The 19,646-nt window shown below is 60.0% G+C and carries 19 protein-coding genes; 13 read left to right on the top strand and 6 right to left on the bottom strand.

Annotated elements, in window-relative coordinates:
* Positions 1–1,617: DNA translocase FtsK (locus tag FH08_RS0126835; protein WP_268810834.1), on the top strand; the 1,617-nt coding region annotated here is incomplete at its 5' end.
* 73 nt (positions 1,618–1,690) lie between these two features.
* Here FH08_RS0126835 and FH08_RS0126830 read toward each other — a convergent pair.
* Both FH08_RS0126830 and FH08_RS0126825 read right to left on the bottom strand, forming a co-directional pair.
* Complete coding sequence (locus FH08_RS0126830; protein ID WP_235210511.1) at positions 1,691–2,752, bottom strand: transporter; 1,062 nt, start codon at positions 2,750–2,752, stop codon at positions 1,691–1,693.
* Between the two features lie 158 nt (positions 2,753–2,910).
* A complete protein-coding gene (locus FH08_RS0126825; RefSeq protein WP_035567199.1) occupies positions 2,911–4,131 on the bottom strand; it encodes a lactonase family protein in 1,221 nt (406 codons plus the stop codon).
* Between the two features lie 323 nt (positions 4,132–4,454).
* Here FH08_RS0126825 and FH08_RS50615 point away from each other — a divergent pair, with 323 nt between their 5' ends.
* Complete coding sequence (locus FH08_RS50615; RefSeq protein WP_075583384.1) at positions 4,455–4,607, top strand: DUF3096 domain-containing protein; 153 nt, start codon at positions 4,455–4,457, stop codon at positions 4,605–4,607.
* Between the two features lie 188 nt (positions 4,608–4,795).
* Here FH08_RS50615 and FH08_RS0126815 read toward each other — a convergent pair whose 3' ends face one another.
* Positions 4,796–5,044: a hypothetical protein gene (locus tag FH08_RS0126815; RefSeq protein WP_031361316.1), complete on the bottom strand. Its 249-nt coding sequence runs from the start codon at positions 5,042–5,044 to the stop codon at positions 4,796–4,798.
* A 369-nt stretch (positions 5,045–5,413) separates the two neighbouring features.
* On the opposite strand from FH08_RS0126815, the gene FH08_RS0126810 reads away from it, so the two are divergent.
* Both FH08_RS0126810 and FH08_RS0126805 read left to right on the top strand, forming a co-directional pair.
* Positions 5,414–7,279 (top strand): glycoside hydrolase family 15 protein, encoded by a 1,866-nt coding sequence (locus FH08_RS0126810; RefSeq protein WP_051888569.1) that lies wholly within the window; start codon positions 5,414–5,416, stop codon positions 7,277–7,279.
* A 493-nt stretch (positions 7,280–7,772) separates the two neighbouring features.
* On the top strand, positions 7,773–9,044 hold the full coding sequence (locus tag FH08_RS0126805) for a polyhydroxyalkanoate depolymerase (protein WP_031361314.1): 1,272 nt from the start codon (positions 7,773–7,775) through the stop codon (positions 9,042–9,044).
* A 138-nt stretch (positions 9,045–9,182) separates the two neighbouring features.
* Here FH08_RS0126805 and FH08_RS0126800 read toward each other — a convergent pair whose 3' ends face one another.
* The gene (locus FH08_RS0126800) at positions 9,183–9,815 is read right to left on the bottom strand and encodes a TetR/AcrR family transcriptional regulator (RefSeq protein ID WP_031361313.1); all 633 of its coding nucleotides are present in this window, start codon (positions 9,813–9,815) and stop codon (positions 9,183–9,185) included.
* 354 nt (positions 9,816–10,169) lie between these two features.
* On the opposite strand from FH08_RS0126800, the gene rsxB reads away from it, so the two are divergent.
* From rsxB to FH08_RS0126780, 3 genes are all read left to right on the top strand, one after another.
* Entirely contained in the window at positions 10,170–11,099 is a 930-nt protein-coding gene (gene rsxB, locus FH08_RS0126790) for an electron transport complex subunit RsxB (RefSeq protein ID WP_075583383.1), read from the top strand.
* A 5-nt stretch (positions 11,100–11,104) separates the two neighbouring features.
* A complete protein-coding gene (gene nth / locus FH08_RS0126785; protein ID WP_031361311.1) occupies positions 11,105–11,749 on the top strand; it encodes an endonuclease III in 645 nt (214 codons plus the stop codon).
* A 115-nt stretch (positions 11,750–11,864) separates the two neighbouring features.
* Positions 11,865–12,296 carry a DUF1841 family protein gene (locus FH08_RS0126780; RefSeq protein WP_031361310.1) on the top strand — a complete coding sequence of 144 codons (432 nt, stop codon included), beginning with the start codon at positions 11,865–11,867 and terminating at the stop codon, positions 12,294–12,296.
* 94 nt (positions 12,297–12,390) lie between these two features.
* On the opposite strand, the gene FH08_RS0126775 is transcribed toward FH08_RS0126780, so the two are convergent.
* Entirely contained in the window at positions 12,391–12,771 is a 381-nt protein-coding gene (locus FH08_RS0126775) for a c-type cytochrome (RefSeq protein ID WP_031361309.1), read from the bottom strand.
* 80 nt (positions 12,772–12,851) lie between these two features.
* Positions 12,852–13,217: a c-type cytochrome gene (locus FH08_RS0126770; protein WP_031361308.1), complete on the bottom strand. Its 366-nt coding sequence runs from the start codon at positions 13,215–13,217 to the stop codon at positions 12,852–12,854.
* 397 nt (positions 13,218–13,614) lie between these two features.
* On the opposite strand from FH08_RS0126770, the gene FH08_RS0126765 reads away from it, so the two are divergent.
* From FH08_RS0126765 to FH08_RS0126740, 6 genes are all read left to right on the top strand, one after another.
* Positions 13,615–14,457, top strand: coding sequence for an AAA family ATPase (locus tag FH08_RS0126765; RefSeq protein WP_031361307.1), 843 nt, complete (start codon positions 13,615–13,617; stop codon positions 14,455–14,457).
* A gap of 13 nt (positions 14,458–14,470) precedes the next feature.
* The gene (locus FH08_RS0126760) at positions 14,471–15,085 is read left to right on the top strand and encodes a GNAT family N-acetyltransferase (protein WP_031361306.1); all 615 of its coding nucleotides are present in this window, start codon (positions 14,471–14,473) and stop codon (positions 15,083–15,085) included.
* Between the two features lie 40 nt (positions 15,086–15,125).
* Positions 15,126–16,301 carry a vWA domain-containing protein gene (locus tag FH08_RS0126755; protein WP_031361305.1) on the top strand — a complete coding sequence of 392 codons (1,176 nt, stop codon included), beginning with the start codon at positions 15,126–15,128 and terminating at the stop codon, positions 16,299–16,301.
* A 177-nt stretch (positions 16,302–16,478) separates the two neighbouring features.
* Positions 16,479–17,666 carry a benzoate/H(+) symporter BenE family transporter gene (locus FH08_RS0126750; protein WP_031361304.1) on the top strand — a complete coding sequence of 396 codons (1,188 nt, stop codon included), beginning with the start codon at positions 16,479–16,481 and terminating at the stop codon, positions 17,664–17,666.
* A 427-nt stretch (positions 17,667–18,093) separates the two neighbouring features.
* A complete protein-coding gene (gene tal, locus FH08_RS0126745) occupies positions 18,094–19,047 on the top strand; it encodes a transaldolase (RefSeq protein ID WP_031361303.1) in 954 nt (317 codons plus the stop codon).
* Positions 19,048–19,216: 169 nt separating this feature from the next.
* The gene (locus tag FH08_RS0126740; protein WP_031361302.1) at positions 19,217–19,633 is read left to right on the top strand and encodes a VOC family protein; all 417 of its coding nucleotides are present in this window, start codon (positions 19,217–19,219) and stop codon (positions 19,631–19,633) included.
* Positions 19,634–19,646: the final 13 nt, after the last annotated feature.

Below are 19,646 nucleotides of genomic sequence, written 5' to 3'. Positions count from 1 at the left end.
CCTCCCCCTCTCTTTCCGCCGCCCGCGGCAGTTGTAAAAAAGGCACACCCAAACCCCCCCCCGCCACAACCCGATTCCCGCCCGCCGGTGCGCGGTTTCATCGCGACCGAATTCGAGTTCCATGCGCCCGCGGCGTCGGCTGTCGATCTCCCCGGCCTCGATCTCCTCGAACCGGCATCTGACGAAGTCGAGCCTGTTTCCGAACAACATCTCGCCGAAACGGGCCAGTTGATCGAGCAGCGCCTGCAGGAATTCAAAGTACCGGTGACCGTGGTCGGGGCATCGGCGGGACCGGTCATCACGCGCTTCGAAGTTGAACCGGCGCTTGGCGTGCGCGGCAGCCAGATCGTCGGCCTGATGAAGGACCTGTCGCGCGGGCTTGGACTCACGTCCATCCGCGTGGTCGAAACGATTCCCGGCAAGACCTGCATGGGGCTCGAACTGCCGAACGCCAAGCGGCAGATGATCCGGCTCTCCGAAATCCTGGAAGCCGATGTTTATCGCGATTCAAAGTCGTTCTTGACGATCGCGATGGGCAAGGACATCGTCGGCAATCCGGTCGTAACCGACCTCGCGCGCGCGCCGCACATGCTGGTCGCGGGCACGACGGGTTCCGGCAAGTCGGTGGCGATCAACGCGATGATCCTGTCGCTGCTCTACAAGGCGAAACCGGAAGACGTCCGCCTGATCATGATCGACCCGAAGATGCTGGAATTGTCCGTGTACGAAGGCATTCCGCACTTGCTCGCGCCGGTCGTGACCGACATGAAGCTCGCCGCGAACGCGTTGAACTGGTGTGTCGGGGAAATGGAGAAGCGTTACAAGCTGATGTCGGCGGTGGGGGTGCGTAACCTGCAGGGTTTCAACCAGAAAATCCGCAATGCCGAAGCTGCGGGCAAGAAGCTGACGAACCCGTTCTCGCTCACGCCCGACGCACCCGAACCGCTCGCCAAGCTGCCGATGATCGTCGTCGTGATCGACGAGCTCGCCGACCTGATGATGGTCGCGGGCAAGCAGATCGAGCAGTTGATCGCGCGGCTGGCGCAAAAGGCGCGGGCCGCCGGCATTCACCTGATTCTCGCGACGCAGCGGCCGTCGGTGGACGTGATCACCGGGCTTATCAAGGCGAACATTCCGACGCGGGTGGCGTTCCAGGTGTCATCGAAGATCGATTCGCGCACGATCCTCGACCAGATGGGTGCGGAGTCCCTGCTCGGCGCCGGCGACATGCTGTTCCTGCCGCCCGGCACCGGCTATCCGCAACGCGTGCATGGCGCGTTCGTCGCAGATGAAGAAGTGCACAGCGTTGTGGAGTATCTGAAGCAGTTCGGCGAACCGGAGTACGAGGAAGGGATCCTGTCGGGACCGACGCCCGAAGGCGGCACGCCGGACCTGTTCGGCGATACGCCGGATGCCGAAGCCGATCCGCTCTACGACGAAGCCGTATCGTTCGTGTTGCGTACGCGCCGGGCATCGATTTCATCGGTGCAGCGGCAATTGCGCATTGGCTATAACCGCGCGGCGCGCCTCGTTGAACAGATGGAAACCGCAGGCCTTGTTTCGCCGATGGGCACGAATGGGAACCGCGAAGTGCTTGCACCGGGACCGTCGGAATAAGCGATTCCCGGCGGGTGACAGGTGCCCAGGCAGGTTTGTGAAACCACATGTCCCGGGCATCGACCGCATCACTTCACCACAACCGGAATCGCCGCAACAAATACAGCGTGGAGGCCGCGCAAACGCCCATCACGCTCATTACGATCAAGAACGAATAATTGTTGTGCGTGCCGGGCAGCCCGGCCACATTCATGCCGAAGATACCGGACACGAGCGTTGCGGGCATCAGCAACGCGGACATGATCGCGAGCCACAGCAGCTTGCGGTTGATGTCCTCCGATAGCAACGCAGCAATCTCTTCCTGCAACAGCTTCGAGCGTTCGTATTGAGACTCAAGCCCGGCAGCCAGCCCGTTGAGCACTTGAATTGCCTGAATCAGCGTTTCCATGGACCGGGGTTCGGCCCACTCCAACCGCCTCAAGACCAGTTGCGTAAGCGCGCTGCGCTCCGGATCCACAAACCGCTTCACCTCCACCAGCCGCCGCCGCACCGACCCCAGCTCCGCGCGCCAGTTCGAATGCCGGCCGTCGAGCACGCCCTCCTCGACGTCGTCGAGCCGGTCGCCGATTTCATCGATACGATCAGCAAACGTCTCGTTCAACGCACGAATCAGGCCGGCGAAAAGATCGACGGTATCGCGGAACACCGCGCCTTCGAGCACGGCGTGACGCAGGCGATCGGTGGATTGCAGCGGCTGTGCTCGCACCGTGATCATGCGGTTCTTATCGACGTAAAAGCGCAACGCGCCCGTCGCCCGGCGTGTGGCCTGCGCATTCGGATCGGTGTCGGGCGTTTCCGCGACGCGCTCCAGATCCGCCACGACGCCGTACATGAACGTCCCGCCCATGTGCACGCGCGGGCGCTTGTCCTCACCGTTCAGGAATTCGCGGGCAACATCGGGCATTGCGGTGACGCCGGTCAGCCAGCTTTCGACGGTGTCGTCGTTTGCGCTCAAATGCAGCCACGTGGGGCCTTCGCCCGCTATTTCGCGCCGCGCTTCATCCCAGGACAGCCGCAAAGCCTCCGCGCCGGCAAAGCGGAACGCACAGATGAAACCCGGCGGCGTGGGCGCGTCGTGCGGCGTATTTCCGGCGCTGAGACCAGACTCCCTGCTTACTGCTGACGTAATGTTCAACTTTAAATTCCTTCCACACTGGGACAACCCGCGGGACGACTCGCGGGACAAACCGGCCTTACTGGTTAAATCAAAACCACGTTACTTGAGAACCAAGAAAACTATGTGAGCCGCGAATCACTGACGACCCGCGACCCGCACACTTGAAAAAATAATCTTCAGGATGGCGAAACGAACTTGAAATCGACCGGTGAGCCGATCTCCAGGCGCTTCGGATCGGACGCAAGTTCACCCGTGTCCGGATTGCGCCGGAAAAAGTAGACGCTGTCGCTGTCCTGGTTGCCGACGATCAGCCAGCGCCCGGTCGGATCGATCGCAAATTCTCGTGGCGTCTTGCCGAGCGTCGAATTGCGGCCGAGCAGCTTGAGATGACCATCGGACGGATTCACGGCGTACGTCAGGATTTCGTTTACATCGCCGCGATTGGTGGCGTAGAGGAAGCGGCCATCCGGTGACAGATGGATCGCGCCGCCGCCTACCTTGCCCTTGAAGCCGGGCGAAGTCATAGGCAAGGTTTGCCTCAACGTGAGCTTGCCGTCGTCATAGTCGTACACCGTCACCGATGCATTCATTTCGGTCGTGAGGTAGGCATGTTTGCCGGCCTGATCGAAGATCAGGTGGCGCGGCCCCGAACCGGGTTTCACCAGCGTGTAACGCTGCTCGGTCGGCCCGAACAAACCGCGGCTGCCGTCGGGCGTATACCTGTACGAGTAAATCTTGTCCGCCCCCAGGTCCTGCGCGAACAGGTAACGGCCGTCGGGCGAAAACACGGTCGAGTGCACATGCGAGTTATCCTGGCGCCCTTTCACGGGACCGCTGCCATCGTGATGTACGGTCAGCACGGACGGATCGACCCGGTCGGCTTCCAGCGGAAACACGGCGAAACTGCCACCCGGATTCGATGCCACCGAGTAGTTGGCGGCCAGCAGATAACGGCCATCCGGCGATAGAGCGAGATACGCGGGATCGTTGCCATCGGACGAGACGCGGTTTACGAAGGTGAGCTGCCCGCTCGGCGGATCGAAGCGGAATGCGCTGATGCCGCCGCGCTGCGAAGCGGGTCCGTTATCGCCAGGAAGCTCGTTGACGGCGTATACGTGCTGCCGGTCGTGGCTCACCACGAGATACGACGGATTCACCGTCTGCGCGGATGCAAGGCGCGTGATCGCACCGGTGCCTGCATCGAACCGGTACACATAGATTCCCTCGCTCTTGCCGCTGCCGGTGTACGTGCCCACGAGCAAGTCGAATACGCCGTTACCGGACGCATCGGAAGCAGTCGTCGATGTGCCGGCGGCCGTACCTGCCCCTTGTGCGAAGGCTTGGGCAGCAGCAAGCGACAACACAGCAGCAAGACCCGCTGCGACACTTTTTGACATCAATCGCGGCTGCCGGGAATGACGCCCGGAATCACGCCCAGATTGAGACAAACCCGCCTGCTCAACGGCGCGGCACGATGTTTGCGTGGGACCGAAGCTCCGGACACGGATCGTGGAAGGAAACCGACGGGTAAAACGCGTCAAGCGAGTGAAATGAGTGAAGTTCGCCAATTGCATACCGCCTCCTGATCATTCGTTATTACGGCTTGTTTCAGGGCTTATTTCAGGGTACGTGAGCCGTGGAAAGTGCCCGATTGTCACCGGTCACTGCTTTGGCGCATGATGCAGACCCATTCCCATCAAAAAATCAACAAGGAGTCGCCATGAATATCCATCTGAGCCTCGGACCGCTGGTTGCGTTGATAGCAGGCATTTTGATCCTGATCGTGCCGCGCTTGCTCAACTTCATCGTCGCGATTTACCTCATCATCATCGGATTGATCGGCGTGTTCGGACTGAGCGCGACCCATTTCTGACGGCGGCGGCCCGAACACCACCGTCGCGTTGGTATCCGTGATGCGCTCCATAAGACGCTGTTATTGGAGCGAGGTTCCGGAAGACGAGAAAACGCCAAACGCGGGGTCGCAATCCGCGATCCCGCGCGCTAGAAATGTTCTGAAGTCGTAAGAAGGCGCAGCGTGCTGCAGCGCAATCAGTATCGGTGTCAGTTGTTGGCAAGCTGCTCGAGCCGCATGCGGCCCTGCAGTGACAAGCCGCCTACGGCGGTATGCCCGTTGACCTCGCGATGCCGCGTGAAGCACGCACGTTCGATCAGGAACGACGCAGCAGTTTCCATCCCGTTGCGGGACAGGCCGAGATTTTGGTAATTGAGATCCAGGAGCGTGTTTTGATCGGCGATACGGCTCGCAGCCGACAGGATGGCGATGCAATCAGCTCTCGACGGATTCAGCATGGCTTTCACTTTCGATGTCCTCGAAACGTTAAGCAAGCAGGAAGCGCGTGACGTGCATCAACGGATCCGGTGCCGTGGACCCGCGCAACACCCTTGGGCCTTACCGTCATGCGCGAAGTTTCATTCTAAGCATTTGTCACACGTTTTTTCAACAGGCGTTTTTGCAAGCAGGCCCGGGCCCGGTGTGACAAATCGAAGCGGGTTGAAACGTGAGACTGAAGCCGCGGACGCGGATATGACAGACGCTCATGAAAGACACGGGACACGAATGCGCTTCATAATCGGACGCTCGAAGGACTGGAAGAGCCTGGCCTCCCCCAACCACGCGGCGCCTGAACTTCGGCCGCATCGACAACATTCCTTTAGCCTATGCCCGCACTGATTGAGGACTACGCCCTGGTCGGCGACGGCCACACCGCCGCCCTGATTTCAAAAGAAGGTTCCATAGACTGGCTATGCTGGCCGCGCTTCGACTCCGGCGCGTGTTTCGCGGCCCTGTTGGGCACGCCGGAAAACGGCCGCTGGCTGATCACGCCCGACCTGCCCGACGGCGCCCCGCCGCCGGTCATCACCCGCCGGTATCGCGGCGATACGCTGATCCTGGAAACCGATTTCGAGACGCCCGACGGGAAGGTGTCGCTCATCGACTTCATGCCGGTCCGTGACGGAGCGTCCGACCTTGTGCGCATCGTGGTGGGCCGGCGCGGCACGGTGAAGATGAAAATGGAACTGGTGCTGCGCTTCGATTACGGTTCCTCCATTCCCTGGGTCAGCCGGCTCCCCGATGAAAGCGGGATTCGCGCGATCGCCGGTCCCGATCTATGCGTATTGCGCACGCCCATCGAACTCAGCGGCGAGAACATGCGCACCGTTGGTGAATTTACGGTGAGCGAGGGTGAGCGCGTCCCCTTCTCGCTCGTGTATTCGCAATCCCACTTGCGTCTGCCGCGCGCACTCGATCCCCATACGCAATTCGCACGCACCGAGAACTTCTGGCTGGAATGGTCGGGACGCAGCAACCTCGACGGACGCTGGGGTCCTGCCATCCGCCGTTCGCTGATCACGCTCAAGGCGCTTGCCTACGAACCGACCGGCGGTATTGTCGCGGCGCCGACCACGTCGTTGCCGGAGCAACTGGGCGGCACGCGCAACTGGGATTATCGATACTGCTGGTTACGCGACGCCACCATCACCCTCCTCGCGATGATGCGCAGTGGTTACTACGACGAAGCGCGCGCCTGGCGGGCATGGCTGGGCCGCGTGATGGCCGGGTCGCCGGATCAGGTGCAGATCATGTACGGCATTGCGGGCGAACGGCGCTTGCCCGAATGGGAAGTCGACTGGCTGGCGGGTTACGAGAACTCAAAGCCCGTGCGCATTGGCAACGGTGCGGTCAACCAGTTGCAACTCGATGTCTACGGCGAAGTGATGAACGCGCTGCATCTCGCGCGCGTAGGCGGCCTGCAAGCCGACGACACCGTCTGGTCGATCCAGCGCGCCATGCTCAATCATCTGGACACTGTCTGGCAGGAAGCCGACGAAGGCATCTGGGAAACGCGCGGCGGGCGTCAGCAATTCACCTTTTCGAAGGTCATGGCGTGGGTGGCTTACGACCGTGCGATCAAATCGGCGGAACAGTTCGGGCTGGAAGGCGCGCTCGACCACTGGCGCAACCTGCGAACGACCATTCACGCGGACGTGTGCGAGAAAAGCTGGAATCCGTCGATGAACTCGTTTGTCCAGACATACGGCGGTAAGGATCTCGATGCCAGCTTGCTACTCATTCCGCTGCTCGGCTTTCTGCCGCCGGAAGATCCTCGCGTGATCTCCACGGTCCACGCCATCGAGCGGGATCTCACCCATGACGGGCTGGTCAAGCGATACCACACATCGGAAGTAGAGGACGGCTTGCCGCCCGGAGAAGGCACGTTTCTGGCGTGTAGCTTCTGGCTGGTCGACAACCTCGCGTTGCAGGGCCGCCACGAGGAAGCGTATGCAATGTTTGAGCGTTTGCTGGGTCTGGCGAACGACGTAGGCCTGCTGGCCGAGGAATATGACACGGTCGCGAAACGTCTGGTTGGTAACTTTCCGCAGGCGTTTACGCATGTTGCGCTCGTGCATACCGGCATGAACCTGATGCGGCACGAACAAGGCATGGCGAAGGCGACAGGCCAGCCCACGTCGCGTCAGGACAAACCCTTGGACCCAGTGCTCGCGAAAGTAAGCAAATCGTAATGTTATTCGAATGATTGACGAAAATTAACAACTTCAGCGCAAAATTCATGCGGAATAGCGGCGAAGACCACGTATGTTGCATTGCACAAAAGCGTGTTCTTAGCTATGATCGAAAGAGGCTTTCCGACCGGTCGTTCGGCGAATAGGGCTTTGAATCGGCTTTGAATTGGCTTTGATTCCGAGTTCAAAATTGGGGTCTGGTGTCACGGCTTAGCCGGCATGTGTTTCGTGTGCTGTTCCATGTTCAGCCAAGAAGGCGCAACGCCGGCTTAAAGCCCGTCCCCAGTCCCTGCTCCATTCCCCGTGACCCCTCGTGGAAGTAAATAAGTAACAACGAATAACTGCCAGCACCAGCAATTCGGTGCAATCGACGACCTGCACGCCGAGCCGGGAACCAGCGAAACGCTGACCCTGCATGACGCCACCGCCGATAGAGGCCAACCGCCGGATCTGTTCCCGAACACGGGCGCAACCGGTTTTACACAGGTCAGACATGCTCTATCAATTCCACGAATTTCAGCGGGCCATGCTGAGTCCCCTCACAGCATGGGCGGAAGCGGCATCGAAGTCGTTCACCAATCCTTCCAGCCCGCTCGCGTACGTGCCGGGTTCCACGCGACTCGCGGCCGGCTACGAATTGCTGTACCGCCTGGGCAAGGATTACGAAAAGCCGGAGTTCGAACTGCATCAGATCGAGAAGAATGGTCATGCTATTCCTATCGTCGAGCAGATCGTGATGGAAAAACCCTTCTGCCGGCTGATCCGCTTCAAGCGTTTTTCGGACGACAGCGCGACCGTCACCGAACTCAAGACCGAACCTATTGTGCTGGTCTGCGCTCCGCTGTCGGGTCACCACTCCACGCTGTTGCGCGATACGGTGAAGACGCTGCTGCACGACCACAAGGTCTACCTGACAGACTGGCTTGACGCCCGCATGGTGCCGCTTGAAGACGGGTCATTCCATCTCGACGACTACGTGCAGTACATCCAGGATTTCATCCGCCAGATTGGCGCGAAAGATCTCCACGTCATTTCGGTATGCCAGCCGACCGTGCCGGTGCTCGCCGCGATCTCGTTGATGGCCAGCCGCGGTGAAGACACGCCGCGCACCATGACCATGATGGGCGGCCCTATTGATGCGCGTCGCAGCCCCACGTCGGTCAACTCGCTCGCGAGCGAACATTCATACGAATGGTTCGAGAACAACGTGATCTACACCGTGCCGGCGAATTATCCCGGTGTAGGCCGCAAGGTCTATCCGGGCTTTCTGCAGCATGCCGGTTTTGTCGCGATGAACCCGGAGCGGCACGTGACGGCGCATTGGGACTTCTATCAGAACCTGATGCGTGGTGATGACGAAGATGCGGAGCAACATCGCCGCTTCTACGACGAATACAACGCCGTGCTCGACATGGACGCCGACTACTATCTGGACACCATTCGCGTCGTGTTCCAGGAGTTCCGTCTGGCCGAAGGCACGTGGGACGTCAATGGTGAGCTCGTGCGTCCGCAAGACATCCAGAACACGGCACTGCTCACCATCGAAGGCGAACTCGACGACATTTCCGGCAGCGGTCAGACACGCGCGGCACATGACCTGTGCACCGGCATTCCGGCGAAGAACAAACGCCACTACATGGCTGAAAAAGCCGGCCATTACGGCATTTTCTCGGGACGCCGCTGGCGCACGATGGTGTATCCGCAACTGCGCGAATTCATTCTCACGCACGACAAGGCGCCGAAAAAGGAAGCTGTCGCGGCTTGATCGCGGTATGAGGGAATAAGCGCCTGAAATTAATTGGCACGACAAAACACGCCGCGTTTTACGCGGCGTGTTTCATTTGCGGCCTCTCCTCTGCTTTCTGCTTACTGCTTTCCGCGATAAGGAGGGAAGGCCGATGCGTCAGCGTCTCAGCAAATACGCGAGCAGCAATTCCGTGTTCATCTTGATGATTTCATCGCGTTCGGCGTCGCGGCTGAAGTCGAGTCCGAACGTGGCTTCAAGTGTGTATCGGTTCGATACGATGTAATAGCCGAGACCCGACAAAGTCACGTAAAAGCGCAACGGGTCGACGTTATTGCGAAATAGCCCGGCATGCTGACCCCGTTCGAGAATCTTCGTGAGCGTGGCGACTACCGGCGATATCAACTCTCGAATCCGCGTAGAGCCCTTTATATAGCGGGCTTCGTGCAGATTTTCGTTATTGATGAGTCGCAAGAGTTCGGGATGCTCACGATAATAATTCCAGATGAAGTGCGCCAGTTGCGTGATGGCTTCGACGGGCGCAACCCCCTCGAGATCCAACGTCTTTTCAGCGTCCGTGAGTGCGGCGAATGCATGTTCGAGCACAGCCGTGAACAACTGCTCCTTGCTGCCGAAATAATAGTAGAGCATTCGCTCGTTGGTTTCGGCACGGCGTGCAATCTGGTCGACACGCGCGCCGAACAAGCCGCCGGCCGCAAATTCCTCTGCGGCGGCGAGCAGGATGCGACGGCGTGTACCCTCGGGATCTCTTTTGATTTTTGGCTGGTTCATGGTGGCTTTGTGATCGACAAACCGCGTTATCGACATAGCGTCACGCGTTCCCGTGTCCTCAGGAAGCATGCGATGGATCGGTTACGCCAACGTGAGTGGGGAATACCGTCCTGCAGTCAATCGAAAGCGATTTGATTATGTGCACATCGTTGCCGTGTTGGCAATTGGGAATGATTGGGAACCGCCTGAAATTCGGCGATAATGCCGCTTCCCGTGCAACGGCCGGAAACGCTCGAACATGACGTCAAAAATGAGCGCGAACCTGAGCGGTCGATCTATCCTCACGCACGCTTTCGTGCATGGCTCATGAGCCCGTTCGCGCCGCCCTCCCCACGCTGATAGCAAGCCGTTAATGTGACCGTAGTGACTGCAACCTCTTTGAAGACTCTCGCCGACCAGATCGAAGACCGGCTGCCCCAGACGCAGTGCACCAAATGCGGCTATCCAGCGTGCCGGCCGTATGCGGAGGCCATTGCCGCAGGCGAGGCAAACTACAACCAGTGCCCGCCGGGAGGCCAGGAAGGTGTGGTTCGTCTGGCCAGCCTGCTCGGCAAGCCGGTAATTCCACTCAACCCGGATAACGGCGTTGAACGGCCACGGCCGCTTGCGATCATTGATGAGAATCTTTGCATCGGATGCACGCTCTGTCTGCAGGCATGTCCAGTCGATGCAATCATTGGGGCTGCGAAGCAGATGCACACGATCATCCCCGAGCTCTGCACGGGCTGCGACCTGTGCGTGCCACCCTGCCCGGTCGATTGCATCGCCATGGTCCCTATCACGGGCGAGCACACCGGCTGGGACGCATGGAGCCAACAGGAAGCCGACTCAGCGCGCGAGCGGCACGATTGGCGCCTGGCACGCCTCGCGCGTGAACGCAACGCGGCCGAGGCGCGCAAGGCGGCACGCATGGCCGGGGCGTCGGGTACTGAGCCGCTTACTGAGCCCCGCATCGCGCCGAACGCTGAACCGGATGCTTCGGTTGGATCAAAGACGGAGCAACACGCCGCCACCCCGGTCGACGATGCGCAGGCAAAGAAGCGCGCCATCATCCAGGCCGCCATGGACCGTGCACGCCAGAAGAAAGAAGAACTGGCCAGACTCGGCGCGGGACCGAAAAACACAGACGCGGTCAGCCCGGAGGTTCAGGCGCAGATCGATGCAGCGGAAGCGCGGCGACGCCGCCTTGGTATCGTCCATGCAGATGAAGACAAAAGTTCGACACGTGCTCTCGAGCCCGGCAGCAAACCTGATGACGCGCCCGACAACGATCACAAAGCCTGAACACGATGAACCCCACAAAACGCCGCGCGATCTTCGAAACACTGCAAAGCCTGAACCCGCATCCGACCACCGAACTCGAGCATGAATCGCCGTTCGAATTGCTGATCTCGGTGATGCTGTCGGCGCAAGCCACCGATGTCTCCGTGAACAAGGCGATGCGGCGCATGTACCCGGTCGCCAACACGCCGGCCAAAGTGCTGGCGCTAGGCGAAGAAGGCGTGACGGAGTACATCAAGACCATCGGATTGTTTCGGACGAAAGCGAAGAACGTGATCGCGACGTGCAAGATCCTGATCGAGCAATACGGGGGCGAGGTCCCGGACGATCGCGAGGCGCTCGAAGCGCTACCGGGCGTGGGACGGAAGACGGCGAACGTGATCCTGAACACGGCGTTCGGCCATCCGACCATCGCCGTGGATACGCATATCTTCCGGGTATCGAATCGCACTGGGCTCGCACCCGGGAAAGACGTGCGCGCGGTCGAAGCGGCACTGGAGAAATTCGTCCCCGATGAGTTCAAACAGGACGCCCATCACTGGCTGATCCTGCACGGCCGGTATGTATGCCGGGCACGCGTGCCGGAATGCTGGCATTGCGCGATCGAGCCCCTGTGCGAGTTCCGGCCGAAGACGCGGGCGCCTATCGAATAAGCGGCGCGAAGACCGACGGGCCGAGGCAGGCGCGAGTGGGCCGAAGCAGGCGAGAAGCCGCGATGCAGCTTAAAATGAGCCTCTGAAAACGACCCCAGCAAGCACCCCCACCACCATGTTCAACCCCAGCCGCGACGAAGTTCGCCAATTTTTCACCGACACCTGGCGCAAGCAGCGCGAGGGCGGCGTCCTGACGCCGCTTGAGAGCATTGCTGCGGACTGGATCGGCGAGCATCCTGAATACCAGCAAGAACTTGCAGACCCCGATGTGGCCCATGCCGACTACTCGCCGGATCAGGGCAAGAGCAACCCGTTCCTGCATTTATCGATGCATCTCGCGATTACCGAGCAACTGTCCATCGATCAACCGCCGGGCATCCGGCGCGCGCATGAGCGGCTGGTCGGCCGGATGGGTTCGACGCACGATGCTCAGCACGCGATCATGGAATGCCTTGGACAGATCATCTGGGAATCACAGCGCAACAACACGCCGCCGGATACCGACGCGTACCTGGCGCTGATCGAACAGCGGGCGTCGCGAGACTGAAAACCGAATCAAAAACGAAAACACCCCGCGGTAGCTCACCGGCGGGGTGTTTTTTCGTGGGCCTATCAAACCAGCAACGACTTCCGGGCGAAACTTACTTTTTCACGACCAGATCGCCGTCCAACGATTCGATATACGCCGAGATGTCCTTCAAATCGCTTTGCGACAAGCTTTGCACTTGCGCGGCCATGATCGGGTTGTTACGCCCGAAGTTCGGATTGCCGTTGCCCATCTGGTACTGGCGCAGCGCCCAGTAGAGATAGTCGGCGTGCTGGCCTGCGAGCTTCGGATAGTCCGCGCTCACCGGCTTGTTCAGGTTCGGGCCGTGGCAGGCCGCGCAATTGTGGGCCTCGGTGAGCACCTTGCCGTTGCCTGCATCGGCTGCATGCGCCGGCTGCATGGCTAGAACGCCGATCGCACCGGCCAGCGCGGCTGCCGTGCATGCTGTCTTGAACACTGTGTCGAGTGCCTTCATGAATTCTCCTATCCGCGATTAGTGATTACCGGGTGACGGGCGCCGTTGAGTCTTGCGATCAAATTCAGGCGCAACGCGGATCACTTGTCGGGATTGTTCTTCGAAGAGGGGGTTTGCGCGGCGTAATACGCAGCAATGTCGGCTATATCCTGATCGGACAGCGTGGTCGCTATGCCATGCATCGTCTCGAAATGGCGGTCGCCCTTCTTGTAGGCATGCAGCGCGTTCTCAATGTAGTGCGCGCTCTGGCCGCCGAGCATGGGAACCCGGTACACCTCGGGATACGCGGTGCGATAACCGGGAATGCCGTGGCACCCGATACACATCGCAACCTTGCCCTGGGCTGCTTTCGCGTTGCCCACGACATCGGCGGATGCCTGTGTCGCGAAACCGGCAAGCCCCGACAGCGCTGCGATCACGGCACATTTGCCGACGAATTTATTCATATCTTCTAACCTGGCATGAGGGGAAATCCGGCACCTTGGACGCCTGGCGTTCCGGGACTTTCTCGGGACTGGTCAAACGAACACACGCTGATCAATGGCACCAACCCGTGCCAGGAAACACAAATCAGCGAGTTTTCGAGTTTTCGTTCACCAGCCACGCGGGCCAAAAAAATCGCGCTAATTGTACCGCGCGACCTACCCTGCGTCCACCGGCCGCAGCCGGGTCGGCCCCATCGCTGAAGGCCGCAGCGCGGGGGTCCCGGGAGACTGCGACAATCTGTCCGATGGACATTTGCACCTCCCTCAGGCGCAACAGTGCAAACGGACGTTCCAGGGGCGGGGCCGCTAAAACTCTTCTGACTTATACTGCAATTTTTCCTTCTCCGAGGGACGCGTCATGCGTTTTGAAGGTTCATCGCAGTACGTCGCCACCGACGATCTCAAGCTCGCCGTCAACGCCGCCATCACCCTGCAGCGCCCGTTGCTCATCAAGGGCGAGCCCGGCACCGGCAAGACCATGCTGGCCGAGGAAGTCGCCGCCGCGCTCGGCATGCCGCTCCTGCAATGGCACATCAAGTCGACCACCAAAGCCCAGCAAGGCCTCTACGAGTACGACGCGGTGTCGCGCCTGCGCGATTCCCAGCTCGGCGACGAACGCGTGAAGGACATCCGCAATTACATCGTGAAGGGCGTGCTGTGGCAGGCTTTCGACGCCGATGAACCCGGCGTGCTGCTGATCGATGAAATCGATAAAGCGGATATCGAATTCCCGAACGACCTGCTGCGCGAACTTGACCGGATGGAGTTCTACGTCTACGAGACCCACGAACTCGTGAAGGCAAAACACCGGCCGCTCGTGATCATCACGTCGAATAACGAAAAAGAACTGCCGGACGCGTTCCTGCGCCGCTGCTTTTTCCACTACATCAAATTCCCCGAACCCACGACGATGAAACAGATCGTCGAGGTGCATTTCCCTGGCATCAAGCAGGATCTGCTCGCCGCGGCCATGCAAAGCTTCTTCGAGTTGCGCAATGTGTCGGGGCTGAAGAAGAAACCGTCGACATCGGAATTGCTCGACTGGCTGAAGCTGCTGCTGGCCGAAGATATTGGCCCGGAAGCGCTGCGCTCAACCGATCAGAAACAGGTCATTCCGGCGTTGCATGGCGCGTTGCTCAAGAACGAACAGGACGTGAGCCTGTTCGAGCGCCTGCTGTTCATGAACCGCAACAACCGTTGAAAAGGCTGCACGTATGAGCCGCTGGATCGATCCGGTTACGTTGGAAGGCAGGTTCGTGAGACTCGTGCCGCTCGAACGCGAGCACCAGGACGCGCTCGCCAATGCCGCCGCGGACGGCGAGTTGTGGAAGCTCTGGTACACGAGCGTCCCCTCGCCCGACACAATTGGCGCGTGGATGGACACGGCGCTCGCCATGCGCGATTCGGCCGGCGTGCAAGCGTTCACTGTCATCGACGTGAGGACGGGCGACGTGGTCGGCAGCACGCGTTATATGAATGTCGAGGCGGCGCATCGGCGGCTGGAGATCGGCAGCACGTGGTACGCAAAACGCGTGCAGCGCACGGCGATCAACACCGAAGCCAAGCTGCTCCTGCTCTCGCACGCGTTCGACACGCTGAAGACCATCGCAGTCGAGTTCCGGACGCACTTCATGAACCGTCAGTCGCGAGCGGCTATTGCGCGGCTGGGGGCGAAGGAAGACGGAATCCTGCGCAATCACCAGATCGGCCGGGACGGCATTTACCGCGATACGGTGGTATTTTCGATTATCGAATCCGAGTGGCCGGCCGTGCGCGCGAATCTGCGCGGCAAACTCGACACGCGGCTCGACTTGCCGTCCGGCTCGTAGCGCAACTCGTAGCACGACAGATTGGGGCAAGGAGCCCGGCATGCTGATCGACTTTTTCTATTCCCTGCGCGGCGCCAAGCTACCGGTTTCGGTCAAGGAATACCTGACGCTGCTTGAAGCGCTGAAGGCCCAGGTCATTGGGCCGTCTATTGACGAGTTCTACTTTCTCGCGCGCATGACGCTGATCAAGGACGAGAAATACTTCGATAAATTCGATCAGGCGTTCGGCGCCTATTTCAACGGTATCGCGACCCTCGATGAAGACGCGTTCGATATACCGCTCGATTGGCTCAAGAAACGCCTGGAACGGGATTTCACGCCCGAGGAAAAACGCCAGATCGAAGCGCTTGGCGGTATCGACAAGTTGATGGAACGGCTGAAGCAACTCCTCGATGAGCAGCATGAACGGCACGAGGGCGGCAGCAAGTGGATTGGTTCAGGCGGGACGTCGCCGTTCGGCAATGGCGGGTTTAATCCGGAGGGCATTCGGATTGGCGGGGATTCCGCGGGGAATCGAACGGCCGTTAAGGTCTGGGACGAACGCGCGTACAAGGATTACGACGATCAGGTCGAGATCGGGACGCGCAATATCAAGGTGGCGTTACGGCGCCTAAGGCGTTTTGCGCGCGAAGGCGCCGCCGATGAGCTCGATCTCCCCGACACCATTCGCAGCACCGCCGCCAATGCCGGCTGGCTCGACCTGAAGATGGTGCCGGAGCGCCACAATAATGTGAAAGTCCTGATGCTGCTGGATGTAGGCGGGTCGATGGACGACCATATCAAGCGCGTTGAAGAACTCTTTTCCGCCGCGAAATCAGAATTCAAGCATCTGGAGTTTTATTACTTCCACAACTGCGTTTATGACTATCTCTGGAAAAACAACCGGAGACGGCACGGCGAGCGCACTGCCACGTTCGATGTACTGCACAAATTTTCGCCGGATACCAAGCTGATTTTTGTCGGCGATGCAACCATGAGTCCGTACGAGGTCGTTCAAGCCGGCGGATCGGTTGAATATAACAACGCTGAAGCCGGCGCGGTCTGGTTACGACGACTCGCCGATCAGTTTCCCCGTTTCGCCTGGCTCAATCCTGAGCCGGAAAGGCTTTGGGAATATAGGCAATCGGTATCGATCATTCGGCAAATACTGGGCGGGCGCATGTTTGGGTTGACGCTCGGCGGGCTCGAAAGCGCAATGCGCGCGCTTTCCAAATAACCCGCGCGGGTTACGCGCCTCTCTTGCCTCGCGGGCCTTTTAATTCCAACGTACACCGCCCGCTTTGCCAGTTTTATTTGCATCGATTTAAAGTGGCACGGCAATTATTTTTCCGACTGTCCCTGCCCTTGATCGCGTCCAGTCAGTACGATTTGCGATTGTCCCCCAAGGCTTCGCATGAATCCGCCCGCCACGACCTTCCGCCCCCTCGCCGATTCCTCCCTCTCCGCGCTTGTCGCGGGATTTGTCGCCATGATGACGGGCTATACCAGTTCGCTCGTCCTCATGTTCCAGGCCGGGCGTGCCGCCCACCTCTCCGATGCCCAGATTTCCTCCTGGATCTGGGCGCTCTCCATTGGCATGGCGCTTTGCACGATCGGCCTCTCGCTCAAGTTTCGCGCGCCGATCGTCGCCGCCTGGTCCACGCCTGGCGCCGCCCTGCTCGTGACATCGCTCCCGAACGTGGCGTATCCCGACGCGATCGGCGCTTTCGTCGTGTGCGCGGTTTTGCTGACCATCGTGGGCCTCACCGGCTGGTTTGATACGCTCATGCGGAAAATCCCCGCCAGCATTGCCGCCGCGCTGCTGGCCGGCATCCTGTTCGAGATCGGCATCGAGATATTCAAGGCAGCCCAGTTCCAGACTGCCCTCGTCCTGGCGATGTTCTTCACCTATCTGGTCGTGAAACGCCTCGCGCCGCGCTACGCCATCCTGATGACGCTCGTAGTCGGCATCGTGGCCGCCGGCTTGCTCGGCTTGCTCGACTTCAGCCAGTTCCACGTCGCGCTCGCCCGCCCCGTTTTCACCATGCCGCACTTCTCGCTCGCGGCGGTCATCAGCATCGGCATACCGCTGTTCGTGGTCGCGGTGGCCTCCCAGAACGTGCCCGGCATCGCCGTGCTGCGCGCGGACGGTTACGACACTCCGTCCGCGCCGCTGATCGCCACAACCGGCCTCGCGTCGCTAGTGCTCGCGCCGTTCGGCTCTCACGGTGTCAACCTGGCCGCCATCACCGCCGCCATCTGCACCGGCCCTGAAGCCAACCACGACCCCTCGAAGCGCTACATGGCCGCCGTCTGGTGCGGGATTTTCTACCTTTTGGCCGGCGTGTTCGGCGCGACCATCGCGGCCTTGTTCGCATCGATGCCGAAAGCGCTTGTGGTGTCAGTCGCCGCGCTGGCCTTGTTCGGCTCGATCATGAGCGGCCTCACCAACGCGATGAACGACCCGCGCCAGCGCGAAGCCGCCCTTGTCACGTTCATGGTCACCGCGTCGGGACTGACGCTGCTGTCAATCGGTTCGGCGTTCTGGGGCCTGATAGCGGGCGTCGTCACGCAGATTGTGCTCAACGCGCGGCGGGCGTAGATTGATCGTATCGACGCGAAATGTTCACGCGAACAACGTGTAATAGGGCGTGAGTCGATGCCGGACCCTGGCATCGGGATCGCGCTGAAGACAGCTAACTGCTTTTTGCAGAACACGCGCCACCGTGGAAAACGCAGGTCAGAAATCGCTGTGGGTGAACTCTCGAAGCCACCCGTCGTCGAAAAGAATTGGGCATCGTATTCATCGCGGCAATTCAGCGGCCGAACGCAGGAAGCACGGCTGAACCATGCTGTTGTCTGCGCCAAATGGCGCGGCAGGAATAGAATGGAACCTTGAATGGCAATCTTGGGCGAGCCGCTCGCCAGAAGCTTTGGCGCAGCACACCAGCATCAGCGGCATCGCAAAATCCTTTCACCCGCGGGCACTCCGCATCTTTGACAACGGCATAACGCGCCGAAGACCAGACATGACCTCCGCTCTCGACCAACTCAAGCAATACACCACCGTTGTCGCAGACACCGGCAACTTCCAGCAACTCGGCGAGTTCAAGCCGCAAGACGCGACCACAAACCCGTCGCTGATCCTCAAGGCCGTCCAGAATGACTCTTACAAGCCGCTGCTCGAGAAGACCGTCAAGGACCACGCCAGCAAGCCGATGCCCCAGATCATCGACCAGTTGCTGATTGCTTTCGGCAAGGAAATCCTGAAGATTGTCCCGGGCCGCGTGTCAACGGAAGTCGATGCCCGCCTGTCGTTCGACATCAAGGGGTCGATCGCAAAGGGCCACGAGCTCATCAAGCTGTACGAAGACTCGGGCATTGACCGCAAGCGCATCCTGATCAAGCTGGCGTCGACGTGGGAAGGCATCCGCGCAATGGAAGTGCTACAGAAGGACGGCATCCACTGCAACATGACGCTGCTATTCTCGACCGCGCAAGCCGCGGCCGCAGCAGACGCCGGCGCGCAACTGATCTCGCCATTCGTCGGCCGCATCTACGACTGGTACAAGAAGTCGGCCGGCGCGGATTGGGACGCGGTCAAGATGGGTGGCGCGAACGATCCGGGCGTGCAATCGGTACGCAAGATCTACGCGTACTACAAGAAGTTCGGCTACAAGACCGAAGTGATGGGCGCTAGCTTCCGCACGATCAGCCAGATCACTGAACTAGCCGGCTGCGACCTGCTCACCATCAGCCCAGATCTGCTGAAGCAACTCGCCGATAGCAATGACAAGGTCGAACGCAAGCTGTCGCCGGAAGCAGTTGCAAACGATCAGGTGAGCAAGATCGCAATCGATGAATCGAGCTTCCGCTTCCTCGTTAACGACGACGCAATGGCAACCGAAAAGCTCGCAGAAGGTATCCGCGCATTCGCCGCCGATGCAGTCAAGCTCGAAAAACTGATCGAAGCGCTGAAATAATTTCGCGTTTTCAGCACCTGTATTTCGCGTCTGAAAACGGGCGTCGGCGCTATTGCGCCGACGCCTTTTTTTATGCGGATCAAGGCTGTGCGGTGCGTTTTTAGCGCTCGCGCGTGGGCTAGACTTTTGGCACGGGCGGCGAAGCTGCCCGACTCACCAGGAGTTGCCAATGCGTCTCGAACCCTATTTGTTCTTCAACGGCCGCACCGAAGAAGCGCTTGCGTTCTACCAAACAGCGCTCGGCGCGGAAACGTTGTCCGTCCTGCATTTCAAGGATTCACCTGAAGGCGTGAACGCCGCGCCGGAGTGGCTGGACAAGGTCATGCACGCGACGTTCAGGATAGGGCAAAGCCTGATCATGGCGTCCGATGGCGTGAACGCCGCGCCACAGGTTTTCTCGGGCTTCAGTATTTCGATAGCCGCCGACGACGTCGAATCCGGCCATAAGATGTTCGCGGCACTCTGCAACGGCGGCGACGTCCGGATGGCGTGGCAGCGGACCTTCTGGACGAGTGGGTTCGGGATGGTGTCCGATCGATTCGGCATCCCGTGGATGGTGTCCGTGGTGGATGATCTCGAAGGATAGCGAACCGTCGGGC

It is taken from the genome of Caballeronia sordidicola (assembly GCF_000729995.1).
Lineage (GTDB): Bacteria > Pseudomonadota > Gammaproteobacteria > Burkholderiales > Burkholderiaceae > Caballeronia > Caballeronia sordidicola_A.
This window is presented reverse-complemented; position numbering and strand designations above follow the sequence as displayed.